Source organism: Klebsiella sp. PK18 (assembly GCF_057784655.1).
This window is the reverse complement of record NZ_CM173493.1, coordinates 5,177,301-5,200,819: the sequence shown is the minus strand read 5'-3', so window position 1 is coordinate 5,200,819 and position 23,519 is coordinate 5,177,301. Positions and strand designations below refer to the sequence as shown.

At 57.6% G+C, this 23,519-nt stretch carries 19 protein-coding genes, 1 tRNA gene and 3 pseudogenes; 10 read left to right on the top strand and 13 right to left on the bottom strand.

What is annotated here, in order from left to right:
* Positions 1-92: 92 nt before the first annotated feature.
* On the bottom strand, positions 93-527 hold the full coding sequence (yjdN, locus tag AC3EMD_RS25495; protein ID WP_002885221.1) for a VOC family metalloprotein YjdN: 435 nt from the start codon (positions 525-527) through the stop codon (positions 93-95).
* A gap of 228 nt (positions 528-755) precedes the next feature.
* Complete coding sequence (locus AC3EMD_RS25490) at positions 756-1,091, bottom strand: zinc ribbon domain-containing protein YjdM (protein WP_008807241.1); 336 nt, start codon at positions 1,089-1,091, stop codon at positions 756-758.
* 544 nt (positions 1,092-1,635) lie between these two features.
* Here AC3EMD_RS25490 and proP point away from each other — a divergent pair.
* Complete coding sequence (gene proP, locus AC3EMD_RS25485) at positions 1,636-3,138, top strand: glycine betaine/L-proline transporter ProP (protein WP_008807240.1); 1,503 nt, start codon at positions 1,636-1,638, stop codon at positions 3,136-3,138.
* Between the two features lie 49 nt (positions 3,139-3,187).
* Here the strand turns inward: proP and melR are convergent, their stop codons facing one another.
* On the bottom strand, positions 3,188-4,126 hold the full coding sequence (gene melR / locus AC3EMD_RS25480) for a transcriptional regulator MelR (protein WP_008807239.1): 939 nt from the start codon (positions 4,124-4,126) through the stop codon (positions 3,188-3,190).
* Positions 4,127-4,365: 239 nt separating this feature from the next.
* Here melR and melA point away from each other — a divergent pair, with 239 nt between their 5' ends.
* The 5 genes and pseudogenes from melA (at position 4,366) to AC3EMD_RS25455 (ending at position 8,840) form a co-directional block, all read left to right on the top strand.
* Positions 4,366-5,718, top strand: coding sequence for an alpha-glucosidase/alpha-galactosidase (gene melA, locus AC3EMD_RS25475; protein WP_038422008.1), 1,353 nt, complete (start codon positions 4,366-4,368; stop codon positions 5,716-5,718).
* Positions 5,719-5,811: 93 nt separating this feature from the next.
* On the top strand, positions 5,812-7,227 hold the full coding sequence (gene melB / locus AC3EMD_RS25470; RefSeq protein WP_302073836.1) for a melibiose:sodium transporter MelB: 1,416 nt from the start codon (positions 5,812-5,814) through the stop codon (positions 7,225-7,227).
* A gap of 5 nt (positions 7,228-7,232) precedes the next feature.
* Positions 7,233-7,364 (top strand): annotated as a pseudogene (locus AC3EMD_RS25465) (hypothetical protein).
* Between the two features lie 138 nt (positions 7,365-7,502).
* Complete coding sequence (parM, locus tag AC3EMD_RS25460; protein WP_004146678.1) at positions 7,503-8,459, top strand: plasmid segregation protein ParM domain-containing protein; 957 nt, start codon at positions 7,503-7,505, stop codon at positions 8,457-8,459.
* Between the two features lie 9 nt (positions 8,460-8,468).
* Positions 8,469-8,840, top strand: coding sequence for a plasmid partitioning/stability family protein (locus AC3EMD_RS25455; RefSeq protein ID WP_064171531.1), 372 nt, complete (start codon positions 8,469-8,471; stop codon positions 8,838-8,840).
* A gap of 465 nt (positions 8,841-9,305) precedes the next feature.
* On the opposite strand, the gene cbpM is transcribed toward AC3EMD_RS25455, so the two are convergent.
* Positions 9,306-9,611 carry a chaperone modulator CbpM gene (cbpM, locus tag AC3EMD_RS25450; RefSeq protein ID WP_012543142.1) on the bottom strand — a complete coding sequence of 102 codons (306 nt, stop codon included), beginning with the start codon at positions 9,609-9,611 and terminating at the stop codon, positions 9,306-9,308.
* Complete coding sequence (gene cbpA / locus AC3EMD_RS25445) at positions 9,611-10,528, bottom strand: curved DNA-binding protein (RefSeq protein WP_022064628.1); 918 nt, start codon at positions 10,526-10,528, stop codon at positions 9,611-9,613. Before cbpA ends, cbpM begins: the two co-directional genes overlap by 1 nt.
* Positions 10,529-10,603: 75 nt before the next feature.
* Here cbpA and AC3EMD_RS25440 point away from each other — a divergent pair.
* A pseudogene (locus AC3EMD_RS25440) lies at positions 10,604-10,711 on the top strand (hypothetical protein); the annotation flags it as partial.
* Here AC3EMD_RS25440 and AC3EMD_RS25435 read toward each other — a convergent pair.
* Entirely contained in the window at positions 10,674-11,357 is a 684-nt protein-coding gene (locus AC3EMD_RS25435) for a TerC family protein (RefSeq protein ID WP_008807233.1), read from the bottom strand. The pseudogene AC3EMD_RS25440 and the gene AC3EMD_RS25435 overlap by 38 nt on opposite strands.
* Positions 11,358-11,581: 224 nt before the next feature.
* Between AC3EMD_RS25435 and AC3EMD_RS25430 the strand changes: the two genes are divergently transcribed.
* Complete coding sequence (locus AC3EMD_RS25430) at positions 11,582-12,367, top strand: DsbA family protein (RefSeq protein WP_008807232.1); 786 nt, start codon at positions 11,582-11,584, stop codon at positions 12,365-12,367.
* 46 nt (positions 12,368-12,413) lie between these two features.
* Here AC3EMD_RS25430 and pgaD read toward each other — a convergent pair whose 3' ends face one another.
* From pgaD to pgaA, 4 genes are read right to left on the bottom strand one after another with little or no spacing between them, the layout of a single operon-like run.
* Complete coding sequence (gene pgaD, locus AC3EMD_RS25425; RefSeq protein WP_012543140.1) at positions 12,414-12,863, bottom strand: poly-beta-1,6-N-acetyl-D-glucosamine biosynthesis protein PgaD; 450 nt, start codon at positions 12,861-12,863, stop codon at positions 12,414-12,416.
* Positions 12,863-14,191 (bottom strand): poly-beta-1,6-N-acetyl-D-glucosamine synthase, encoded by a 1,329-nt coding sequence (gene pgaC / locus AC3EMD_RS25420; protein WP_008807230.1) that lies wholly within the window; start codon positions 14,189-14,191, stop codon positions 12,863-12,865. Before pgaC ends, pgaD begins: the two co-directional genes overlap by 1 nt.
* Positions 14,184-16,199, bottom strand: coding sequence for a poly-beta-1,6-N-acetyl-D-glucosamine N-deacetylase PgaB (pgaB, locus tag AC3EMD_RS25415; RefSeq protein ID WP_302073835.1), 2,016 nt, complete (start codon positions 16,197-16,199; stop codon positions 14,184-14,186). The genes pgaC and pgaB overlap by 8 nt, the downstream gene beginning before the upstream one ends.
* 8 nt (positions 16,200-16,207) lie before the next feature.
* Positions 16,208-18,655 (bottom strand): poly-beta-1,6 N-acetyl-D-glucosamine export porin PgaA, encoded by a 2,448-nt coding sequence (gene pgaA, locus AC3EMD_RS25410; RefSeq protein WP_302073834.1) that lies wholly within the window; start codon positions 18,653-18,655, stop codon positions 16,208-16,210.
* A 632-nt stretch (positions 18,656-19,287) separates the two neighbouring features.
* Here pgaA and AC3EMD_RS25405 point away from each other — a divergent pair.
* Positions 19,288-19,854, top strand: coding sequence for a helix-turn-helix transcriptional regulator (locus tag AC3EMD_RS25405; protein ID WP_012969132.1), 567 nt, complete (start codon positions 19,288-19,290; stop codon positions 19,852-19,854).
* Here AC3EMD_RS25405 and AC3EMD_RS25400 read toward each other — a convergent pair.
* Positions 19,852-19,959, bottom strand: a pseudogene (locus AC3EMD_RS25400) (hypothetical protein); the annotation flags it as partial. The gene AC3EMD_RS25405 and the pseudogene AC3EMD_RS25400 sit on opposite strands and share 3 nt — an antisense overlap.
* A gap of 140 nt (positions 19,960-20,099) precedes the next feature.
* Between AC3EMD_RS25400 and AC3EMD_RS25395 the strand changes: the two are divergent.
* Positions 20,100-20,456, top strand: coding sequence for a PerC family transcriptional regulator (locus AC3EMD_RS25395; protein ID WP_306047856.1), 357 nt, complete (start codon positions 20,100-20,102; stop codon positions 20,454-20,456).
* A 757-nt stretch (positions 20,457-21,213) separates the two neighbouring features.
* Here AC3EMD_RS25395 and AC3EMD_RS25390 read toward each other — a convergent pair.
* Positions 21,214-21,289 (bottom strand) — tRNA-Phe (locus AC3EMD_RS25390).
* A 115-nt stretch (positions 21,290-21,404) separates the two neighbouring features.
* The gene (locus tag AC3EMD_RS25385; protein WP_080929044.1) at positions 21,405-23,492 is read right to left on the bottom strand and encodes a DUF1176 domain-containing protein; all 2,088 of its coding nucleotides are present in this window, start codon (positions 23,490-23,492) and stop codon (positions 21,405-21,407) included.
* Positions 23,493-23,519 lie beyond the last annotated feature (27 nt).

Here is a 23,519-nt window from a genome sequence, read left to right as displayed (position 1 = left end):
GTTTATGTTGCATTTCGGTTAAGTGATGATGACCAAAGGATGAAGAGTTGGTGCCAGACGGATGACAGGGCGGCCGGGCCGCCCTGGCGGGGTCAGCCTTGTTTGACCACGTTGATCATCCAGGGGACGCCAAAGCGGTCGACGACTTTGCCGAAGCCGTGGGCCCAGAACGTTTCCTGCCAGGCCATCTCAATGCGCCCGCCGACGGCCAGCGCGTCGAACCAGCGCTGGCCTTCAGCGACATCGCTGGGATCGAGGACGAGGGTGAAGCCGGCGTAATGCACATCGGGCCCGAAGGCGCTGTCGCTCAGCATCAGCTCGCCATTATTGATGCGCAGGCTGGCGTGGGCGATGGCATCATCTGCCATCTTCTGGCCAGACGGGCAGCCGTCTGACGCTTCTTGCGCCGGGGGCGGCATTTCGCCAAAGGTCATTTTAAACATCAGCTCCGCGCCCAGCGTCTGCTGATAGAAGGCGATTGCCTCGGCGCAGTTGCCTGCAAAGGCAAGGTAGGGACTTAAGGACATGGTGAATACCTCAGTGACCGTAACCCGTAAAGCGTAGTCGCCGGGGACGCTGTTGAGCCAGACGGCAGCGCGAAAATGTGTAGCGGCATAGCGGCGAAATGGTCAGTGAAAATAGCGGGGACTGAGGCGGAAAATAACAGGTTGCACAGGGAGCGGGTGGGGCACGATGATATCGGGAGCGGCGACGGTGGTGCAGGAAAATAATGACGCCGACCTCCCGGAAATAAATCAGTTCTTTTTGACGAATTCCGACTTGAGCTTCATCGGACCAAAACCGTCAATTTTGCAGTCAATATTGTGATCGCCTTCGACCAGACGGATATTCTTCACTTTGGTGCCGATTTTCAGCATCGAAGAGCTGCCTTTTACCTTCAGATCTTTCACGACGGTAACGCTATCGCCATCGGCCAGTAAATTGCCATTGGCATCTTTAACGATCAGAACGTCGCTCTCTTCTGTCGCCTCGGCAGGGTTCCACTCATGGGCACATTCCGGGCAGATGTACATGCCGTTATCTTCATAAGTGTAAGTCGAATCGCATTTTGGGCAGTGTGGCAGTTGCATGACGTTCCTCGTGATGTCGTCGGAAAACAGGACGTTGGTCCTCTAAACAGCGGCTGATAGCCGAAAGTGTGGCTGATTATAGCGCAATCACCCACTTTTGTCGGGTGTTTTTTTAGTAAAAATTACCCACCACCTTATTCGGGTGAAAGCAGAATAACCGCCAAAATTATCCGCCAGAGGATAAGGGGGAGTGAGGAAATAATTTTTGCGAGCAGCCAGTAAAATGAACTTATTTATTTTCGGACACTCTGTAATAGGGCGGTAAATTTATGTGAAGTTGATCACAGATATAAACGCTGTTAGGGTAAAAAAGGGGAGCAGGTCAATTTCATCAGGTATCACGATCGGCCGCTCTATTTATTCACCAGTAGCCAGAGCAGGCGTCAACAGGTTCGGTTGTACATTCTGTCAGCAGACAGTGCAGGCAAACCTGCTACGCTTGAAATGAGGAGCACAGCAATTCACCGCTCCTGACGCACGATACGAATGGCCTTGTCATTCGGCGATGATGCGTGTACTCAAGGCGGAGTAGCAGAGGAAAAATATGCTTAAAAGGAAAAAAATAAAGCCCATCACCCTTAAGGATGTGACCATCATCGATGATGGTAAACTGAAAAAGGCGATCACCGCGGCCTCCCTGGGTAACGCGATGGAGTGGTTCGATTTCGGCGTCTATGGCTTTGTGGCCTACGCCTTAGGTAAAGTCTTCTTCCCCGATGCCAACCCAAGCGTGCAGATGATTGCCGCACTGGGTACCTTCTCCGTTCCATTTTTAATTCGTCCGTTAGGCGGCCTGTTTTTCGGGATGCTGGGCGATAAATATGGTCGGCAGAAAATCCTCGCAATAACCATCGTGATCATGTCGATAAGTACTTTCTGTATCGGCCTGATTCCGTCGTATGCCACGATAGGCATCTGGGCGCCGATCCTGCTGCTGCTGTGTAAAATGGCGCAAGGCTTCTCGGTCGGCGGTGAATATACCGGGGCATCGATCTTCGTCGCGGAATATTCTCCTGACCGTAAACGCGGCTTTATGGGCAGCTGGCTGGACTTTGGCTCCATCGCCGGGTTTGTGATGGGGGCCGGCGTGGTGGTTCTCATCTCCAGCGTGGTGGGGGAACAGAACTTTCTCGACTGGGGTTGGCGTATCCCGTTCTTCCTGGCGCTGCCGTTAGGCATCATCGGTCTCTATCTGCGCCATGCGCTGGAAGAGACCCCGGCGTTCCAGCAGCATGTGGACACCATGGAGCAGGGCGACCGTGAAGGACTGCAGGACGGGCCGAAGGTCTCTTTTAAAGAGATTGCCACCAAGCACTGGCGTAGCCTGCTGACCTGTATTGGTCTGGTGATTTCCACCAACGTGACCTATTACATGCTGCTGACCTATATGCCGAGCTACCTGTCGCATAACCTGCACTACTCGGAAGATCATGGGGTGCTGATCATCATCGCCATCATGGTCGGGATGCTGTTTGTGCAGCCGGTTATCGGTATGCTCAGCGACCGCTTTGGCCGTCGTCCGTTCATCCTGATTGGTAGCGTGGCGCTGTTTGCCCTGGCGATCCCGGCCTTCATTATGATTAACAGCAACGTGATTGGCCTGATTTTCGCTGGTCTGCTGCTGCTGGCGGTCGTGCTGAACTGCTTTATCGGGGTGATGGCCTCCTCGTTGCCGGCGATGTTCCCGACGCACATCCGCTTCAGCGCCCTGGCCAGCGCCTTTAACATCTCGGTGCTGGTTGCTGGTCTGACGCCAACCCTGGCAGCGTGGCTGGTGGAAACCACTCAGAACCTGATGATGCCGGCGTACTACCTGATGGTCATCGCGGTGGTGGGGATGGCGACGGGTCTGTCGATGAAAGAGACGGCTAACCGCCCGCTGAAAGGGGCCACCCCGGCGGCGTCGGATATCCAGGAAGCGAAAGAAATCCTTGGCGAGCACTACGATAACATCGAACAAAAAATCGAAGATATCGATCAGGAGATCGCCGATCTGCAGGCAAAACGGTCGCGTCTGGTGCAGCAGCATCCGCGTATCAACGACTAACCGTTTTCACTGTTAATCATGCCGCCTGGGGAGACCCCGGCGGCATTTTTTATGCCTCCGGCAAGGCCAGCCCGTGACGTCGCTGCTGGCTAAGTTTACGGTACTGCTGCGGCGGCATGCCCACGTAGCGGGTAAAGGTGCTGTAGAAGCGGCTGCTTGAGCGAAAACCGGCGGTAAGGGCAATATCCAGGATGGTCTTGTCGGTATCGCTCAGCAGCGCCCGCACATGGTTGATCCGCATGGCGGTAATATACTGCTTCATGGTCTGCTGCATCACCCGCTGAAAGACCCCCATCGCGTAGTTCGGGTTAAGCTTCACGTGCTCGGCAACGGCATTGACGGTCAGCGCCTGGTCATAGTGGGCGGCGATAAACTCCAGCATCTGGCTGACATAAAACTGCGCGTGGCGCGAGACGCTGTTCTTGTGGGTGCGCGAGGTTTTGTTGACCAGAATCGGCTGCCAGCCGGAGAGGCTCAGCCGCTTGAGCATCAGGGCGATTTCATCGATCGCCAGCTGGCGAATCTGTTCATTGTCGTGGTTCAGCTCCTGCTGCCAGCGGCGCACTTCAAAGGCGCTTAACTGCTGCGCGGCGAGGGACTTAATTACCATTCCATGGGTGACGTGGTTGATAAGCTCCCGGTCCAACGGCCACGACAGAAACAGATGCATCGGCAGGTTGAATATCGCCATCTGCTGGCAATCGCCGGGGCGGGTCAGCTGATGCGGCGTACAGGCCCAGAACAGGGTGATATAGCCTTTCTCAATGCGCACCACTTCGTTATTAATCAAATACTCTACATCGCCGTCGAACGGCACGTTGACCTCCACCTGGCCGTGCCAGTGGCTGGTGGGCATGGCGTGCGGCGGGCGCAGTTCGATATCCATACGCTGATACTCGGAGTAGAGCGCCAGCGGGCTGCGGCTCTGCTTTTCGTCGCTGCTGCACATAAAGGGATCGGGGGGCAGGGAAGTAAAGCGGTGTTCCATGATTAACCTATTCCTGGATTGTCAGAGTGGCTGCATTTTTCGCCAGAACTGACTACAGCTTAGCGGAATAACCGGCCCGTTTTCTCTCCTTTTAAATCGATCTATTGCCAAAAACTCAGATTTTGTGGCGCTTAATGGCCGATCTGAGTTTCCGGGAATGCTCCGGTGGGAACAGGGCAGCGCAACGCTAAACGGCGTGCCACTCTGCAAGTGTTCAATGACCTGATGGAGAGTGCGTGATGACCGCCCCAAAAATTACTTTTATCGGCGCCGGTTCGACGGTGTTCGTCAAAAATATTCTCGGTGATGTTTTCCAGCGCCCGGCGCTGAAATCGGCGCATATCGCGCTGATGGATATCGATGAAACCCGGCTGGAAGAGTCGCATATCGTGGTGCGCAAGCTGATGGATTCGGTGGGCGCGAACGGCGAAATCAGCTGCCATCGCGATCGTAAAACCGCCCTGCAGGGCGCCGATTTTGTCGTCGTCGCTTTCCAGATTGGCGGCTATGAGCCCTGTACCGTCACCGATTTTGCCGTCTGCAAGCGCCACGGCCTGGAGCAGACCATTGCCGATACGCTGGGGCCGGGAGGCATTATGCGCGCGCTGCGCACCATCCCCCACCTGTGGGCTATCTGCGACGATATGACCGAGGTCTGCCCGGATGCCACCCTGCTTAACTATGTCAACCCGATGGCGATGAATACCTGGGCCATGTACGCCCGCTACCCGCATATCAAGCAGGTTGGCCTCTGCCATTCGGTACAGGGGACGGCGGAAGAGCTGGCGCGCGACCTCGATCTCGATCCGGCGGATTTACGCTACCGCTGCGCGGGAATTAACCATATGGCGTTCTATCTGTCGCTGGAGAAAAAGCTCGCTGACGGCAGCTACGTCAGTCTCTATCCCGACCTGCTGCAGGCCTACGCCGAGGGCCGGGCGCCGAAGCCTAACCTGCACGGCAACCCGCGCTGCGAAAACATCGTCCGCTACGAAATGTTCAAAAAGCTGGGCTACTTTGTCACCGAATCGTCGGAGCATTTCGCGGAATATACGCCATGGTTTATCAAGCCGGGCCGTGATGACCTTATTGCCCGCTATAAAGTGCCGCTGGATGAGTACCCTAAACGCTGCGTCGAGCAGCTGGCCAACTGGCATCAGGAGCTGGAGAGCTATCAGCGCGGCGAGCGCATCGAGGTGAAACCATCCCGCGAGTATGCCAGCACCATCATGAACGCCATCTGGACCGGCGAGCCAAGCGTGGTGTACGGCAATGTGCGCAACGATAATCTCATCGACAACCTGCCGCAGGGTTGCTGCGTGGAAGTGGCTTGCCTGGTGGACGCCAACGGTATTCAGCCGACCAAAGTGGGCGCGCTGCCGGCGCATCTGGCGGCGCTGATGCAGACCAACATCAACGTACAAACGCTGCTGACGCAGGCGATCCTCAACGAAGACCGGGATTACGTCTATTACGCCACGATGATGGATCCGCACACCGCCGCGGTGCTGGGGATCGAAGAGATCTACGCGCTGGTGGACGATCTGATCGCCAGCCACGGCGACTGGCTGCCGGCCTGGCTGCACCGTTAATCCTCTCATGCCGCCGGGGGCAACGAACCCGGCGGTGCCTGTCACGCTCTATCAAACGCTGAAGGAGGCGCTGGCGACAGCGACCTGGACCCTATGAGTATTTCAATGACAACAAAGCTCAGCTACGGATTTGGTGCCTTTGGTAAAGATTTCGCTATCGGTATCGTCTACATGTATCTGATGTATTACTACACCGATATTGTTGGCCTGTCGGTTGGGGTGGTTGGCACCTTGTTCCTGGTGGCAAGGATCCTCGATGCGATAGCCGAACCGATCATGGGATGGATCGTCAACTGTACGCGATCGCGATGGGGGAAGTTTAAACCGTGGATCCTGATCGGCACGATAACCAACTCGGTGGTGCTGTATATGCTGTTCAGCGCCCATCACTTCAGCGGCGGGGCCCTACTGGCGTGGGTGTGGCTGACCTATCTGCTGTGGGGCTTCACCTATACCATCATGGATGTGCCGTTCTGGTCGCTGGTGCCGACCATTACCCTCGATAAACGTGAACGTGAACAACTGGTGCCTTACCCGCGCTTTTTCGCCAGCCTTGCTGGGTTTGTGACGGCCGGCGTCACGCTGCCGTTTGTCAGCGCCGTGGGCGGCGCCGACCGCGGTTTCGGTTTCCAGATGTTTACCCTGGTGCTGATTGCCTTCTTTGTGATTTCCACCCTGGTCACCCTGCGTAACGTGCATGAGGTTTACTCCTCGGATAGCGGCGTGAGCGAGGATTCCAGCCATCTTTCACTGCGCCAGATGGTGGCGCTCATCTATAAAAACGATCAGCTGGCCTGCCTGTTAGGCATGGCGCTGGCCTATAACACGGCGGCGAACATTATCGCTGGCTTTGCCATTTACTACTTTACCTACGTGATTGGCAGCGCGGAGATGTTCCCGTATTACATGTCCTACGCGGGGGCGGCGAATTTGCTGACGCTGATCCTGTTCCCACGACTGGTGAGAGGGCTGTCGCGGCGCATTCTGTGGGCGGGTGCTTCGATCATGCCCGTGCTGGGTTGCGGCGTGCTGTTGCTGATGGCGCTGAGCGGCGTTTACAACATCGCGCTGATTTCGCTGGCCGGGGTGCTGTTGAATATCGGCACCGCGCTGTTCTGGGTGCTGCAGGTTATTATGGTGGCCGATACCGTCGACTACGGCGAATATACGATGAATATCCGCTGCGAAAGCATCGCCTACTCGGTACAGACGCTGGTGGTGAAAGCGGGCTCGGCGTTTGCGGCCTGGTTTATTGCCATCGTGCTCGGTATCATCGGCTACGTGCCGAATGTTGTGCAGTCATCTCACACGCTGCTGGGGATGCAGGCGATTATGATTGCGCTGCCGACGCTCTTTTTCGCCCTGACGCTGTTTCTCTATTTCCGTTATTACAAACTGAATGGCGATATGTTGCGCCGTATTCAGATTCACCTGCTGGATAAATATCGCCGGGTACCGGAAAATGTCGCTGAGCCGGAACGGCCGATTGTGGTACCCAACCAGGTGTAAAAAGCGTGCGAAAACCGCTGAGGAAAGAGGGGAGGGATGCTCTCTTTTTGTAAAAGAACAGTGTCTGAAACAGACAGAAAGAGAGAAACTGTATTTCTCTATTTTGTCTCATTTATTTCTCTTTCAGGGCGCATTGAATTGTTTTCTTCTCCATTTGTTCTCAAATAAAACTCGGAATTGTCTCTTTTTCGTGCTCTTGCGCGGCTTTTTAACTCTTGCTACTCTTTTTGGGTCTTACATTTTTCTCTTATTTGTCTCAGTGATGGAGCAATGCGATGCGCATTTTTATCGATGATGGTTCAACCAATATCAAAATGCTGTGGGAGCAAGATGGCGAAACTTTCACCCATATCAGCCCCAACAGTTTCAAACGCGGCTGGTCTGCCACCTTCGGTTCCGGGAAGCCCTTTAACTACACCGTGGATGATGAAAAGTACTCTTTCGACCTGATCACCCCCGATGCGCTCCCCACCAATAACATTGACTGGCAATATAGCCCGTTGAACTCCATCGCTGTCCATCACGCGCTGCTGACCAGCGGTCTTGAGCCGCAGGATGTCGAGATTGTGGTCACCCTGCCGCTGACCGAATTTTACGACGAAGATGCGCAATATCGCCTCGACAATATTGAGCGCAAGAAAAAGAGCCTGCTGCGCGACGTTAAACTGAACAAAGGCGTGGTGTTCAATATCACGAAAGTTACCGTGCGTCCGGAATCCATTCCGGCGGGGATCAGCCTGTGCGATGAACTGAAACCGTCGCATTCGGTGCTGATTATCGACCTTGGCGGCACCACGCTGGATATTTCAATGGTCGCCGGGCAGATGACCTCGGTTTCGCGCATTTACGGCGATCCGAAGCTGGGGGTATCGCTGGTGACCGATGCCGTTAAGCTGGCGCTGGCCCGGGCGAATACCGACACTTCCAGCTATAACGTTGACCAGATAATCATCAACCGCCACGACGAAGAATACCTGACCGACAACATCAACGATCCGGATGCGGTTTCTGAGGTGAAGAAGGTGATCAATAACAGCATCGAACGTCTGACCACCCGCGTCCTGACGGCGATTGATAGCTTTAAAGGCTATTCGCACGCCATCGTGATTGGCGGCGGCGCGCCGCTGGTGGCCGATGCGATTCGTGAACGTATGGGGCTGCGCGAGGACCGTTTCGTGGTGGCTGAAGAGCCGCAGTTTGCCCTGGTGCGTGGTCTGAAAATTATTGGTTAAGGAGCGTCTATGACTCTGGATCGCAGAAAAGTGCTGATTTACCTGCGCCCGGATATCAGCGCCAGCGAGCGCTTCGCGGACGCAAAAATTGAGGCCCATCACCGTGGCGACCGCGGCGATATGTCGCGTACGGCGCTGCTGGCGGGGCTGGCGTTAGGGGAAGTTGATAGCCGCTTGCCGTCGATGCTGGCGGCGCTGCTGGCGGAAGATACTAAACCGGAAACGCTGCGTAAGATGCTGGCTTCGTTCCTTGAGATCCAGCCGGCCTCTTCCGCCCCGGTATCCGCGCCAGCGGCGGCTCCAGCTAAGGCGCCGGAGCCGCCCGCGCCGGTCAGCGAGAGCGTCTCCGCGCGTAATCTCGCCGGTTCGTTACCGGATTAAGCGCTATTCCCGGTTTGCGCTATCCGGGAAACTCCCCGGCTTGCGCTGCGCTTAGCCGGGCTACTGTTTGCACTGCCCGGTAGCCCGGGTAAGGCGGAACGCCGCGACCCGGGAAATTCCCCGGCTTGCGCTGTGCTTAGCCGGGCTACTGTTTGCACCGTCCGGTAGCCCGGGTAAGGCGGAACGCCGCGACCCGGGAAATTCCCCGGCTTGCGCTGTGCTTAGCCGGGCTACTGTTTGCACCGTCCGGTAGCCCGGGTAAGGCGGAACGCCGCGACCCGGGGAACTCCCCGGCTTTCGGCTGCGCTTAGCCGGGCTACTGTTTGCACTGTCCGGTAGCCCGGGTAAGGCGGAACGCCGCGACCCGGGAAATTCCCCGGCTTGCGCTGTGCTTAGTTTGTAGGCCGGATAAGGCGTAGCCGCCATCCGGCACGAAGGCGGAACGCTGCCACCCGGGATGTCGCCCTATCCGTGGGCGAGGAAGCGGGCCAGGCGCTGCTGCAGCAGGCGATTTTCGCGGGTCAGCCGCGCGTTCTCATCCAGCAGGGTCAGCGCCACCGCGATCCCCGGCCAGTCCAGCTCCAGCTCGTTACGCAGGCGCACCGCGCGATGGACAATCGTCACCGCGCTGTCGTCGAATAGCCAGGTTTCCGCCTGCGGCTGGTGCGGTTCAATCATCCCCAAGCCGACGATCTCCGTCAGCTCCTCTTCCGATACCCCGGTACGCAGGCACAATTCGGTAATGGTAAACGTCACTGTTACTGTAGCCATCAGGCTTTCCCCCATGTCTTACGCGGATCGAAGCTGGCTTCGGCGGCGGCCAATTGTTGCCAGAGCTCACGCGCTTTTTCATCTGGTTTTGGCGGCATGACAATTTTGATGACGGCGAACAAATCGCCAGTGTGGGTTTTGCTCACCAGCCCTTTGCCCTTGATACGCAGTCGCTGCCCTGCCTGACTGCCCGGCGGCACCGTCAGCAGAATGCTCTCTTTCAGGGTGGGCACCGTGACTTTCGCACCCAGCGCGGCCTCCCATGGCGCCAGCGGCAGGACGATCTCCAGGTTATGGCCGACAATATCGAATAGCGGATGCGGAGCGATGTGGATAACCAGCCACAGATCGCCGTTCGGGCCGCCGTTTTCGCCCGGCGTTCCCTGGCCTTTCAGACGGATACGCTGACCATCGACTACCCCGGCGGGGATCTTCACATTCAGCATTTTCGGCGTTTCACTTTCGATCATGCCAAACACGTTGTACACCGGCAGGTTATAGCTGATGGTGCGTGTCTGCTCGGCCAGCGTCTCTTCAAGGAACACCGCCACTTCGATCTCCAGATCGTGGCCGCGTGCGGCATGCTGACGGCGACGCTGATGCGCCTGCTGGCCAAACATGGAGGAGAAGATGTCGTCGAAATCTTGCTGGCTGTAGCTCTGCTCGTGTGTCTGCTGCTGGCGACCGAAGCCGGGATCGTTGCGATGCTGCCAGAGCTGATCGTATTCGGCGCGCCGCTGCTCATCTTTCAGGACTTCCCAGGCTTCGGCGAGATCCTTGAATTTGGCTTCGGCATCGCTTTCTTTACTGACGTCGGGGTGATATTTGCGCGCCAGGCGGCGGTAGGCGGTCTTGATAGTTTTCAGATCGTCGGTTGGTTGCACCCCGAGAATGGCATAATAATCCTTCAATTCCATGATTTTATCTCATCTATGCTCAGTGCGGTGGTTACATATTCCCTGGAACAGGCGTCAGTATAAAGCGTAGGGCAAATGCGCCCTGAAGGGGAAGAAAAGTGGCGGAAACTTGACGCCGTCGGGGTCGGCGGCGTCGTGGGCGAGGCTACTCTTTCGCCTGCGGCCGTGGGCGGCGGCGCCATCCTTCAAACAGCACCAGCAGCGCGCCGACGGCGCCAGCCACGCGCGCGGTGCCGTCCCCGGCGGCGGGAAACAGTTGCTGAATGGTGGGATCGCTGACCAGCATTGAGCCGGCAATCCAGCCGATGAGCATTCCGCCCAACAGCACCACGGCGGGAAAGCGGGTGAGCAGGACCAGGACCAGTTTACTGCCCGCGACGATAATCGGAATGCTGATCGCCACGCCGAGGGCGACCAGCGCAATGTGCCCTTTCCCCGCCGCAGCGACCGCCAACACATTATCCAGCGACATGATCACATCGGCGACGGTGATGGTGATCGCGGTGCGCCACAGGCTCGCGGAGCTGCCGACCTCGCTCTCTTCTTCCTCATTACTCACCAGCTTCATACCAATCCACAGCAGGAGCAACGCGCCGACTATTTTCAGCCACGGCAGCGACAGGAGATACAGGGCGAGCGCCAGCAGCAGCACGCGCGCCAGGATCGCCCCCACGGTACCGATGATGATCGCTTTGGTGCGCTTTTGTGGCGGCAGTTTGCGGCAAGCCATGGCTATCACCACGGCGTTATCGCCGCCCAGCAGTAAATCGATGGCGACAATCTGCAGCATAATCACCGCCATGTCCCATTGTTGGAGTAACGCATTCATTTCGAGAGAAACCACCTGAAAAAAGAGCAAGAAAAACCGCTGCGCAGGGTACTCCGCCTGGGGCGCATTGACCACTGACGCAGACCCACGCCGTCGCGCGGGAAAAGCGTGCCTGAAAAATAAAGTTACGAATCAACGCGCCGTTGGGCAAGGCTTCGGCGAAAAAGGGTGATATTTTGTCACCCAGGCTCACCTGCCGTTCACTTATCGCAAGGATCCCCACTATGTCTGGCCACAAGAAATACCTCTCTGTCGCCCTGCTGAGCGCTGTCTTACTGCCGGCGATGGCCTCTGCCGCTGACGCGCCGGCGACTTTCACCCCGGAACAGGAGGCGAAAATCGGCAAAATCGCCGCCGACTACCTGGTCGCCCACCCGGAAGTCCTCCTGCAGGCGAGCCAGAAATTGCAGCAAATACAGGCTGAACAGCAGGCCAGCGCGGCCACTCAGGCAGTGCTGAAAAACGCGGCTGTATTGACCCAGGATAAAAATACCCCGACCTACGGCCCGGCCAACGGCAAAGTCACGGTGATCGAATTCTTCGACTACCAGTGCGTGTACTGCAGCCGTCTGGCGCCGGTGATGGAGCAGGTGATTAAAGCGCACCCGCAGACCCGCTTCGCCTTTAAAGAGTGGCCGATTTTCGGCGGCCGCTGGGAAAGCTCGCTGGAGGCGGCAAAAACCGGCCTGCAGATCTATCAGCAGAAAGGGGCGGATGCCTATCTGGCCTACCATAACGGGATTTACGCTACCGGCCATAACGAAGGTAAGCTGACGACGGCGGATATCCAGCAGCAGGCGAAGAAAGCCGGCTTTGATGCGAAGAAGGCCACCGACGTCGAACCGGTGCTGCAGAGCATTAACGATCTGGCGCAGGAGATTGGTCTGAGCGGCACGCCGGGCGTGATCGTGATGCCGACCACCGGCGCCACGGAAGCCAGCATCACCGTCTTCCCGGGGCTGGCGGATCAGGCCTCGCTGGAAGCCGCCATCAAAAAAGCCGGCGGCTGATCCACGGCGTCGTAACCCATACAGGCCGCCGACGGCGGCCTTGCTCTCATGCGCGATCGCTCTCTTCCTGCGGCGGCGGTAACGCGTGGCTTTTTAAATCAATAATCTGCCCGATTTGATCGTGGTAAACGGTGAGCAAATTATAGCGGCTCATCTCCGAGATAATCTGCGGCGCAACGTTAAAGCTGCTCGCCAGCTCATCATGTCGCAGGGTGAGCACCGCGGTATGATGCCGGGTGCGAGCGCGGCGCCGGTTGTAATGATACCAGAGGATCAACAGCCAGCCGTTCAGTGCGGCAATCAGCAGATACACCAGCGCCGTATTCAGTGAAGCCATCAGCGACTCCCAGCGCGGAGAGGGCGGCGCGATGAACTGCATCAGCAAATTGGCGTACAGAAAGAACAGAAAACCGAGCCAGGCCAGCAGCGTTAAACCGGCGTCGACCAGCCGGGGCAGCACACGGTGTTCGGTTAAGATGAGCGTATTTTCATTCATCACAGGCTTCCTTTTCCCCGGTCCGGACTCACCCAGCGCGCGCGGGAACGTTGACGTTTCACCATCACTTTCGGAAAAGCGACCAGCGTGGTCAGCAGGCCGATCATCCAGTAGACCATCGGGAACCAGATCACCCAGAACAGTGATTTGGCGACCTTTTTCTCGTAGCGTCGCTCGATATACAGACTGGCGACGAACTGCAGCAGGCACATCACGCCAAGCAGCATGCCGGTGAACTCCGGCGGAAACAGGCTGTGCACCGCCAGATTGTCAGGCAGCGGCATCAGGCGGCTGAGGATAAACAGCAGAATGGTAACCGCGTAGGCAAAGGCCCACAGCGTGGAGCAGGCATACTCCAGAAACAGCGGCCACATCCGATGATGCTCCCAGTGAAACAGGCGACGGAGGTTGACCAGAAAAACCTCCGCGCCGCCCTGCGCCCAGCGCAGACGCTGCTTCCATAACCCTTTGAGGGTCTCCGGCATCAGGATCCAGCACAGCGCCCGCGGCTCGAAAAAGATGTCCCAGTGGCGGAGCTGAAGCTTCCAGCTGATATCAATATCTTCGGTGATCATATCCGGGCTCCAGTAGCCGACGTCCGCCAGCGCCTGGCGCCGGAAGGCGGCAATCACACCGGAGACGGTAAAGACCCGGCCATAGATCCGCTGCGTCCGCTTGATAAGCCCAATGATCGACGAAAACTCACCCACCTGAATGCGGCCGATCAGCGTGGATCGGGTGCGGATCCGCGGATTGCCGGTGACCGCCCCGACGTGCGGATAGTGGATCAACGGCGCGACCAGCCAGGCCGCGGTATCCCGGTCCAGCAGGGCGTCGCCATCGATGCAGACCAGCAGATCGCCGCGGGCGGCGGCGGCGCCTGCTTTGAGCGCTACCGCTTTTCCCTGATTGGCGGCAAGGTGGATCACCCGCAGCCTCGGCTCCTCCTGCGCCAGCTGCTGGAGCACCTGGGCGGTGTTGTCCGAAGAGCCGTCGTTAATGGCGATCACTTCGAGATTGGCGTAACGCTGGGCCAGCGCCGCGCTGATGGTTTCCCGAGCATTTTTCTCCTCGTTAAAACAAGGGATCAGGATCGAAATCAGCGGATTGCCGGGCAGCGTCGGCGGCGGGGTATCCTCCCCCCACGGCCAGTGGCGTTCCAGCTGAAACCAGAAATAAAGGCCCCCGGTGATCCACAGCACTGACATAAACAGCGGCCAGAAGAAGACAAAGTCGAGGATAAGCTCGCCGGTAAATACCGCTGCGACGCCTAACGGCAGCCCGAATACGAGGCATAAAATGCACAATGCGATAATGCGATCAGTCATGGTCAGGGTACCACCAGGAAGAAAATTGCGGCCTGATACGGGAGATATCAGGCTGGTTGTTAATAAAATCGTCAGGGTAGTAGCCGTAGTTTTTGACGCCGTTCAGCCGCAGCAAACGCATCCAGTCCGCCAGCTGCTGGTCGGGAATGGCGTTTTGCTGGCGTCGGTTCCAGTCTCGGGCCTGCAGTTCAAAGATGGTTTTCTTCAGCGCGCCCGGGTGGCTGGCGACGGCCTGGACCAGCCGCGTCAGCCAGGCCTGGCTGGCGTCAATCGGTACGGACTCCATCAGCGGCATCGCCATGGGTACCGTCCAGTCATAGGCGGCAAGGAAGTCATCCAGATTCTGCGCGAACCAGGCTTCGCTCTGCGGCTCCAGGATCGGCAGGGCGAAGAGATTACGCGCCGTTTTCACCTGCGGGCCGCGGATGGCCTGCACCGCCTGGCGTAGATCCAGAGTGAAGCGGGTCAGGGTTTGGCTTTTGAAACGCATCCATGCCTGGCGCTCTTGCGGACGTTGGGGCACCGGGGCGGCATCGTGCCCCAGACCCGTCTGCCGCCAGGCGGCGACCGCCTCCGGGCTCACGTCTTCAAAATCGGTCAGCACGGCGTCATCGTGAAACAGAATCCCGCTGAAGCTGGCGTGCCGGGCCAGATCTTCGTAGATGTCGGTGATCTGCTGGCGAACCCGGGGATCCCAGGGCGACAGACGGACGTACGGCTGGCGGGCAAGTAACGCCTTCCCGGTTTGCGGATCCCAGCGCTGAACGCGCGGCAGATCGGACGAGAGATCGAAGGCCAGCACCGGCATCCAGGCATACACCTTCACCCCGCCGCGGGTCTGCAACTGCCAGGAGACGAAGTTAAACAGGTCGGCGCGCATCGGCAGCCAGCGGTTGGGGAAATAGAGCGACTTGACCGTGCCGTCGCCCTGCGGGTCGGAAAAGGCCTGCAGAAAGACATGGCTGATTTTCATGTCATAGACGCGCTGCACCAGCTTATCGATATTCTTCGCCTGCTGGACGGGATTGGGGTCATAGACATAGTCCAGATCCACATGCATCACCCGAACAGGATCGGCTTCCTGAATCTGGGTTACGGCGTTGGCAAAGGCCTTGATCGACGGGTTACCGGCGATCAGCATGCGCGGAATATTGTCCAGATCTTTCACATTGCCCAGGCCGTCGTTCAGCGTAAACGCCAGCTGATACCCCTGCTGTTTGGCGATAGCCAGGGTGCTGCCGCTGGCGGCGCCATAGGGCCACACCCAGGCGCGCGGCGCTTTCCCGGCGACCTCGTGGATTTTCGCCGTCACTTTCTGCACGTCATCGGCCATGCGCCGGGTAAACTGCGCGTCGCTTTCATAGCGGCCGGTGGTTTTATCCCAGCCGCGGTTGGCGGCGGCGGGCTCGCGGCTGCCCTGCGGATTGGCCGGCAGACCGTAGTGCGAGGCCCAGGTGTGCGCGCCGATCTCCACCAGCGGCGAGCGGCTGAGCTCGCGCACCATCTTCCAGGTAGCGAAGCGCTCGCGCGGCGTCATCAGGCCGCCAAAATTAACGGGCTGGCCAGCGGGAGTGTCCACCCAGCTGCCCACCGGCGCCCACAGCGCCGGAACATTCCAGGCTTTAAGTAGCGGCCAGACGCGGGTGTAAAAGCTGCTATAGCCATCGTCGAAGCTGAGAAGAAAAGCCCTGGCCGGCAGCGGCTTAACGCCATGGTGTGCATCGAGAATGTCCTGGACGCTCACCGCATGGTAGCCGTGATGCAGCAGCCAGGCGATCTGCTCGTTGAGCGCACTGGTGCGCACTGAAAGATAACGCTGGTCGGCGGCATCGTCTTCGACGTCATGGTAGGCCAGCACCAGAAAGCGATCCGCCGGCCAGGGTTGATTGGCCTCCGGTTGGGGGCGCTGCTGCGGGGCGAGGAAGGGGACTTCCTCAGCACGCACGCTGAAGATAAGGCACAGCCAGACGAGAAGCATCAGGCCGTTGCGCAGGGTAGTGTTCAGCATGGTCATCCTTAAAACCGTATATTTGCATCAAGAGTGATGGCGAGGTTGTTTTCGCGTTTACCGTCGTAGGGGCGTTTGTCCCAGTTCAGCATCACCCCGGTGTCGACGACGTTGTTCCAGCGCAGGCGCTGCCCATAACCCAGCACCGTGATCGCCCCGGCGGCGTGATTTTTTTGCCAGTAGCTGCCGCCGCCGGCGAGCAGCTGCTGGCTCCAGACGGTGTCATAGCGCTGGTAAAGCGTGTGATCGACGGCCAGCGCCGCGGTGGCGGCGAGGTCCCGTGCCGGACTGTAGTAGGCGGTGTCGGTGCGGCTATTGGCGCTGGCCGACAGACCGGGCTGCAGATCCAGCGTTAACCACGGCGTCTGCCAGAGGCGCTCTTTACCGGAGAGGGTGTACTCCTGGCGGCGGTTACGATCGGTAAACCGGCTGGCGGCCACGCTGACGCGGTATTCCCGGCGTTCGTTTTGATACCAGCGCAGCCAGCCTTCGCCGCGGTTGGCGCTGACGCCGTTGCGTAACGCGCGCAGCGGAGTCTGCTGCGAAATCCGCTCCAGTTCGCCGCCCAGCTGCCAGCGATCGCTGACGTCGTGGGCGGTGGAAAGGCGGACGCCGGGCTTGTTCTCGCCGTGAAAATTGACGCTGGAGAGTTCAAGCTCGCCCCAGTAGTCGCGCGGGTGCCATTCAACGCCGGCGAACAGCTGGCGACGGCTGCCTTTCCCCTCTTCAAAATTGCCTTCAGCGAAGCGGTGCCCGCCGAACAACCGCCAGCTGTCGGCTAGCGGCGGGCTGTAGATCGCCGTCTCAAAACTGAGGTCGTGGGTGCCGCTCACCGGGTTGTCGGAGTGCAGCCCTTTGCCAACGCTCAGGCGAAGTTCGGAAAGATGATGGACCTCGCGCGCTCTGGCCAGGCGCTGGGTATTCAGATCCCGTGGCGAGCGGGCGACGACGTCGTCAGTCAGCTGATCCATTTGCCGCCACTCCTGCAGATCGAGGGCGACCCAGGCCTGCTGGCGCTCCAGCTGCAGGCTGGCGGGTTCCAGAGATTCCGCTGCTTTTAGCTGGCTTTCGGCGGCTCGCGGTAGCCCTCTGTCCTGCAGAAGGGCGGCATAATCTATCTGCAGGCCCTGATTGCCGGGGGCCGTTGCCGCCAGGCGCTGCATCCGGGCTTCGGCCTGCGGCAGGGCGTTGGTGGCCGCTAAATAGTGCACGTTAAGCGACTGTGCGGTGAGCCAGTCGTCATTCGGCTGCGGCGTCGGCGAACCGTAGAGACGACGGATGTAGGGTGCATTCCGGGTGAGGCGGGCGACATACTGTTGCGCCGCCGGGTACTGACCGGTGTCCAGCAGGGCGTAGAAAAGCTCGTGTTCCTCATTCTGTTGGCTTGTCAGCCACGAGGGATGCTGGTGAATAAGCGTCAGCGCAGGCTCAATTTGCTTAAGGGCGATATAAGAGGAGATGACCCAGCCGATGGCCCAGTCGGGAACGGTCTGCTGCTGCGCGATGAGATTTTGGTATTCACGGATGACCTGCGCGTAATCTGCATTGGCGTACAGCGCACCCAGACGATCAATGCGCGCCCGGATGATGTCGGGCGCAGCCTGTGGGTCGGGGTGCCAGGCGGCAATCATCGCGTCATACTGCGTGAGCGCCGTGCGGGCCAGCGCGTAACGCGCGTTTTCTTCGCGGGAAGGGGTATCGGCAAGGCGCACCAGTTCGGCGGCGGCGTTCAACTGCAGATTGCGCTTTTCCGCAGGCGTCAGTTCGACGCTATCCGCCAGGCCGAGAGCAGGGGAATCGATCCGGTTGCGGGTAAGGGTCGCCATCAGGCTGGCCAGCGCGGCTTTGTTTTGCGGTTCGCGATCGAGGATCTGCGTGTCCACCAACAGCTGGTCCCAGCTTTTGCCAAGCCGCAGGTAGACATAAGAGAGCGTCTGCAGGTGGGCAACGCTCGCCTGCTCCGCTACCAGGCGACGCGCTTCGCTGAGCGCCTCGCCGTCCTTGCGGGCATCGGCCAGCGTTTTGATATAGCCGATACGATAATCGTCACTGTCAGGGGCCTGGCTGAGAGCCTGCTGCCAGAGGGTGAGCGAGGCTTGCCACTGTTTCTGGTTACGCAGGGCCTGTGCCGCCGCGGCGGTACCGCGTGCGGGAAGCGGCATATAAACCTGATAGCGTCGCCAGACTTTCACCACTTCATCGTCCTGGCCGGCCCAGAGAGCTACCTGCAGCCAGTCCGCCACCTGAGAAGGGGTTAAGGCATGCCGCAGCTGGTACTGCTGAAGATAAGAGAGAAAGGGGGCGTACTGGCCTTGACGCGCTTGCAGGATCTGCTGGTCATAGAGCGAATCTGCTCCCTGAACCAGCGCCGGGAAGAGCAAAAGCAAGCCGATTGACAGCGAGAGTTTCGTGTTGCGATTAAACAATAACGTATTTGAATAAGGTGATCTTTCCATTTCTATTTGCCATATGTTCATCAAGAATCCATTGCACAACACGACCGTCCTTTGACGGTGAGTTAAAGGATGAGGATGGTCCCATTTAGCTGACTGGCACTGCAGGTGAATGACTTATTGCAAAGTAATAAACATATCTCCTGTTGATAATTGAATGGATAATTTATACCCGATACGGCAGCGGATAAATATGGATAAATGATGAGCTGCGTTTTAAGATAATTCTGTAAAATCGACTTAATTCGAGCGGCGTTGTTGAAGTTGATTTCTTTAACTTACTGAAATAAATAAAAAAGAAAGAGGGTTGGAATTTTGTTTCAAAATTGATGTGCTGCTTATATTGTGAAGAGGTTGGTGGTTTTCACTGGATATTTAAGATGATTTCTGACAAAAATTCTCAATGCCAAAAAAAGCATCTTTTCTGTGGATTTTTTTTATTTATAATTAATCCGTTTATTTTCCATCAGAACGCAAGGAGGGTTTTCACAGCCAGAGTCAGATGCCGCGCTAATGATAAATCACAGGTCTCGTTATTTTTACCGCCATGCGAAGCGTCCAAAGGGGGGAGGAAAACGTCTGGTTGACGAGAATTTGTTGATTAAATGTTAAAGGGACGATTTGTGGCAACTTCAATGATATTGGTTACTCAGGATTACTATCTTTTTCAAGGTGTTAAGAATTTCTTTCCTGATATCATTCAGTTAGATTCTAGCGGAAAAACGATTTTAGATAATGAGGTTGATGAGGTCTCTCTGCTGGTTGATAGCCGTTCGCCGCTTTGTCATTACGATTACCTGGTGATGGAGGCGGCACAATCCAGAAAGCGAATATGTTGTATCGTCCTCGATATGCGCCATCGGGAAGAGCATTTACTGAGTCTGAAATCGTTTTTAAACATGTCATTATCACCCGCCGATATGGCGACATTATTTGGGCTTTTTCTGGAGATGAAGAGCAAGCGGCTGACCAAAGAGTGGTTTGACGATCTGCGCTTAAGTTTGTCTGAACAGTTAATGCTACGTTTGCTTGGGGCGGGTATGACCATGGAGGAGGTGGCGGTGAATCTGAATACCTCGGTAAAAAGCCTTTACCGGAAGCGCACTGCGCTTTATGAGCGACTGGGGTTAGATAATTTTAATGAAGCCTGCTTATTTATCTTCAGAAATAAACTGCTGGAGCACTCCGTTAGGTCGCCATGAGGCTTGGTTGTACAGGGAGTGGATGACATCGCAAGGTATTTGATAACGGAAATATAATAAATTAAATAGCTATTGATAGGTACAACCGTCGATACCGTCCGGTATCTATGGCGGCGTTCGACATATAATTCCGGAGCTCTTTGGAAGTAATTACCGCGAATGCGGTTTGCTATGCACAGCGATTATTATAATGAATATATTCCTTGCGCTGCACAGGAATAGTTTTGTCATAAATTAACTCTACCATGGTATTCCGGCTCAGGTGTCGGAATACCATGGGATATCGTGAAAGCATCAGAGGAGCGAGGTGGATGAGAATAAGGGACAGTATTGCTGAACGGTTAGAGGCGAGTGGGCTCTACCGTCGGGCGGCATCCAGATGGATTGAGGTGATGCAGCGCTGCCTGAACGATGATGACAGAGAGTGGATCCGTCACCATCGTAATCAGTGTCTGAAAAAGGCGCAACGTCCGCCAGCGCCGAAAGAGGAGTTTGCCGACCTCCACCAGGCGGCCAAAGAGACACAATATCGCATGGGTATCGCGAAGCCCTATGGCGAAGCGTTCAGGCTGCCCGGCAAAGGGAAAACGGCCGCCGAGTAATCCCTTTCTTCATGGCGTTTGCCTGACGGCTTCGTCTTATCCGGCCTGCGTTTGCGCAGGCGTTTCCTCATCCCCCAGGCCCGTGCAAGCGCAGCGCCGCCGGGTGATATACATCAGAGGCCGTACCCGCGGTTGTGCCGGATGGCGGCATAAATGCCTTATCCGGCCAACGAGTCCTTTCGCAGGCTCAAACAGTGTAGGCACGCGCAAGCACAGCGCCACCGGGCGATACACATCAGACGCCGTACCCGCGGTTGTGCCGGATGGCGGCATAAATGCCTTATCCGGCCTACGGGTCCCCCCGCAGGCTCAAACAGCGTAGGCCCGCGCAAGCGCAGCGCCGCCGGGTAGGGGATCATAGAGTGGAGTTCGATGGAGAGTCCGGATGCAGAAAAGCAAAAACCCGCCTTTTGGGCGGGTTCTTTAAATAGTGGTGCCCGGACTCGGACTAACGCCGCAGGCGTTGAACAGCGCGCTTGTCGCGCTGGCCCCGAAGGGGTGAGCCGCTGTACGGCGAATAATCGAACGGAGTTCGATGGAGAGTCCGATCGTAGAAAAGCAAAAACCCAGCCATAGGCTGGGTTCTCTAAATAGTGGTGCCCGGACTCGGACTAACGCCGCAGGCGTTGAACAGCGCGCTTGTCGCGCTGGCCCCGAAGGGGTGAGCCGCTGTGCGGCGAATAATCGAACGCAGTTCGATGAAGAGTCCTGATGCAGAAAAGCAAAAACCCGCCTTTTGGGCGGGTTCTTTAAATAGTGGTGCCCGGACTCGGAATCGAACCAAGGACACGGGGATTTTCAATCCCCTGCTCTACCGACTGAGCTATCCGGGCAACGGGGCGCATTAAACCGTAATCCGCCCACCCCGTCAACCAAATTTCTTAAATTACTTATCGATTGCTTATCTTTGCGGCAATTCTGCGTTCAAAGGCGCGTTTTGGCTTAACTTCACTGCATGCCGTTATCACCCTCGCGGGTTTTCCAGCCGCTGGTAATGGCGATTACGTGGCGCAACCCGGAGATAATATAATCGCCAATGACCTCTTCATCCTCGCGCGGGGAGCTCAGCGTAATTTCCGCATCCACGCCGTGGCGATAGGCGCCATGGTGGCTAAAAATAGTGCCGATATAGCACTTCCCGTTCAGCCAGACCGGAATATAGGCCACTGTCTCATAGATATAGTTGATGGCGACGCCGCTGTAGTAGTTATCCGCCTCGTCGGCGGAGGTGCCCGGTGGGATGGGGCAGATCGGCGCATCGTTGTCGCTGACGGGTTTGTCTTTCAGCAGGCTGCCCTGCATGACCTCCAGCGAACGCAGCAGATCCATTTTATCGCTGTCGCTGAGGGGTGGGGTTAACGGCTGGTCTTTCTCCGGGGAGCGGATGCTGTTCAGCGTATAGCGATAGCGAACCGTCACCGCGGGCGTCTGGCTCGCAGTGCTGAACGGGCGCAGCAGGTAGAGATTATCTTCGCCAAACTGGCCGTTGTACCACAGGGCATACACCTGACCGTTGATTTTGACCCAGTGGTTCCATTGGTTAGCCCCGCGGCCATTGATAGAAAAGAGGGCGCCGGGCACCCCGGCATCGAAATCATCGCCGTTATCACTGTCGCTGCCGTCGACGGCGGCAAAGTCATTATCGCCGCGCCGGAGCACCCCGGTGTAGCTGAAGAGCCCGGTGCCGCCCACGTAGCTGTCGATGATCAGATCGCGTTTGCCGTCACCGTCGAGATCGATCAGGGTAAAGCTGACTTTACCGTTTTCTGAATCTGCGCTGATCGAGGAGCGCAGAAACGCCTGCCACTCGTCATCGCTGATATCCGGGGAAGGTTTGCTGGTCGAAACCAGGGTGTCATCGGCGTAGGTGAGCGTGAAGTCGGTAATATGGCCGGTTAACGGAAACTGCTCGGCGACCTTATTCAGCGACAATTCTGGATCGCTTTTTTGCGCTTTTAACACTGCGTTATACAGCGTGCGCAGGGCGAGGTTATCCGCCTCTTTCTGCTGCCTGGGGATCACCTGGCTGACAAAGGTCGGCAGCATCCAGGTGCCGCCGGGGGTGATTTCCCGACACATACCGGTGCTGTACTTCAGGCTGGGGGTAAAGGTTTTACCGTCCCAGACGCGGGTTTCGCCGGTTAGGCAGTCGGCAATGCCCCGTTCTTTGTGCAAAAAGACGATAGTGCCGTTGGCGTAGCTCGAGGCCTCGGTGGTCAGCAACCGTGGCTTGTTCAGCTGGGCGTTATCGACCAGCCACAGCGCATAGCCGTCGTTATAGGGCGCTCGCCAGCAGAGCGCCTGCACCAGAGAATGGGTTTTATCCAGCGCGGTCAGCGTGATCTGGCGCTCTGCCGCCGGGATGGCCGGGTTCTGCCAGTCGTCACAGCGCTGGTTCAGCAGCGGCGTCAGGGAGGGCAGCAGCTTCTGGCGCTGAAGTATGCTCAGCGCCACCGGCTGCGCGTTATGGATCACCGGGGCGGCGATAATCTCCGGGGCGGCAGTGGCTGGCAAAATGGCATCGTCGCCGGCATCGCCTTTATCCAGCAGCGCGTCGGCGGTGCCGGTGCGTCGCTGAAACGCATCCATTTTACCCAGTACCTCGCGGCTGCCGGCGCTGGAAAGCGGCAGGTGCTGGCCGTTAAGGGTGAATTCGATTTTGCGCTGATTCGCCAGGGCCTGTAGCAGGGCGGCAGTCTGATCGCTGTCCAGACGGAAGTGGCTGTCGTCCTGGGCGTCCAGCGCGCCAAGATCCTGGTCGTCGATCAGCAGGCTGGCGGTGGAGTCGGCGGGGATATCGTGCTCGATTTGCGCAAAGGTGGCCGTGGCGGCGAGGCGCTGTTCGCTGCCGGCGTTGCGGGTCAACAGCACGCTGACCTCGCCCATGCGGACGCCGTAACCCGCCGCCCGGCAGGTGCCAGTGTTATCGCAGGCGAGCTCCCAGTCTTTTTGCGTAAAGGAAAAACCTTGCAGGGGAGCCGCCAGCAGAGGTGTGGAGCACAGCCCCAGCCAGGCAGCCCAGAAGAACGCGCGCATATCAATCCCTGTCAGCAATCAGTGAGG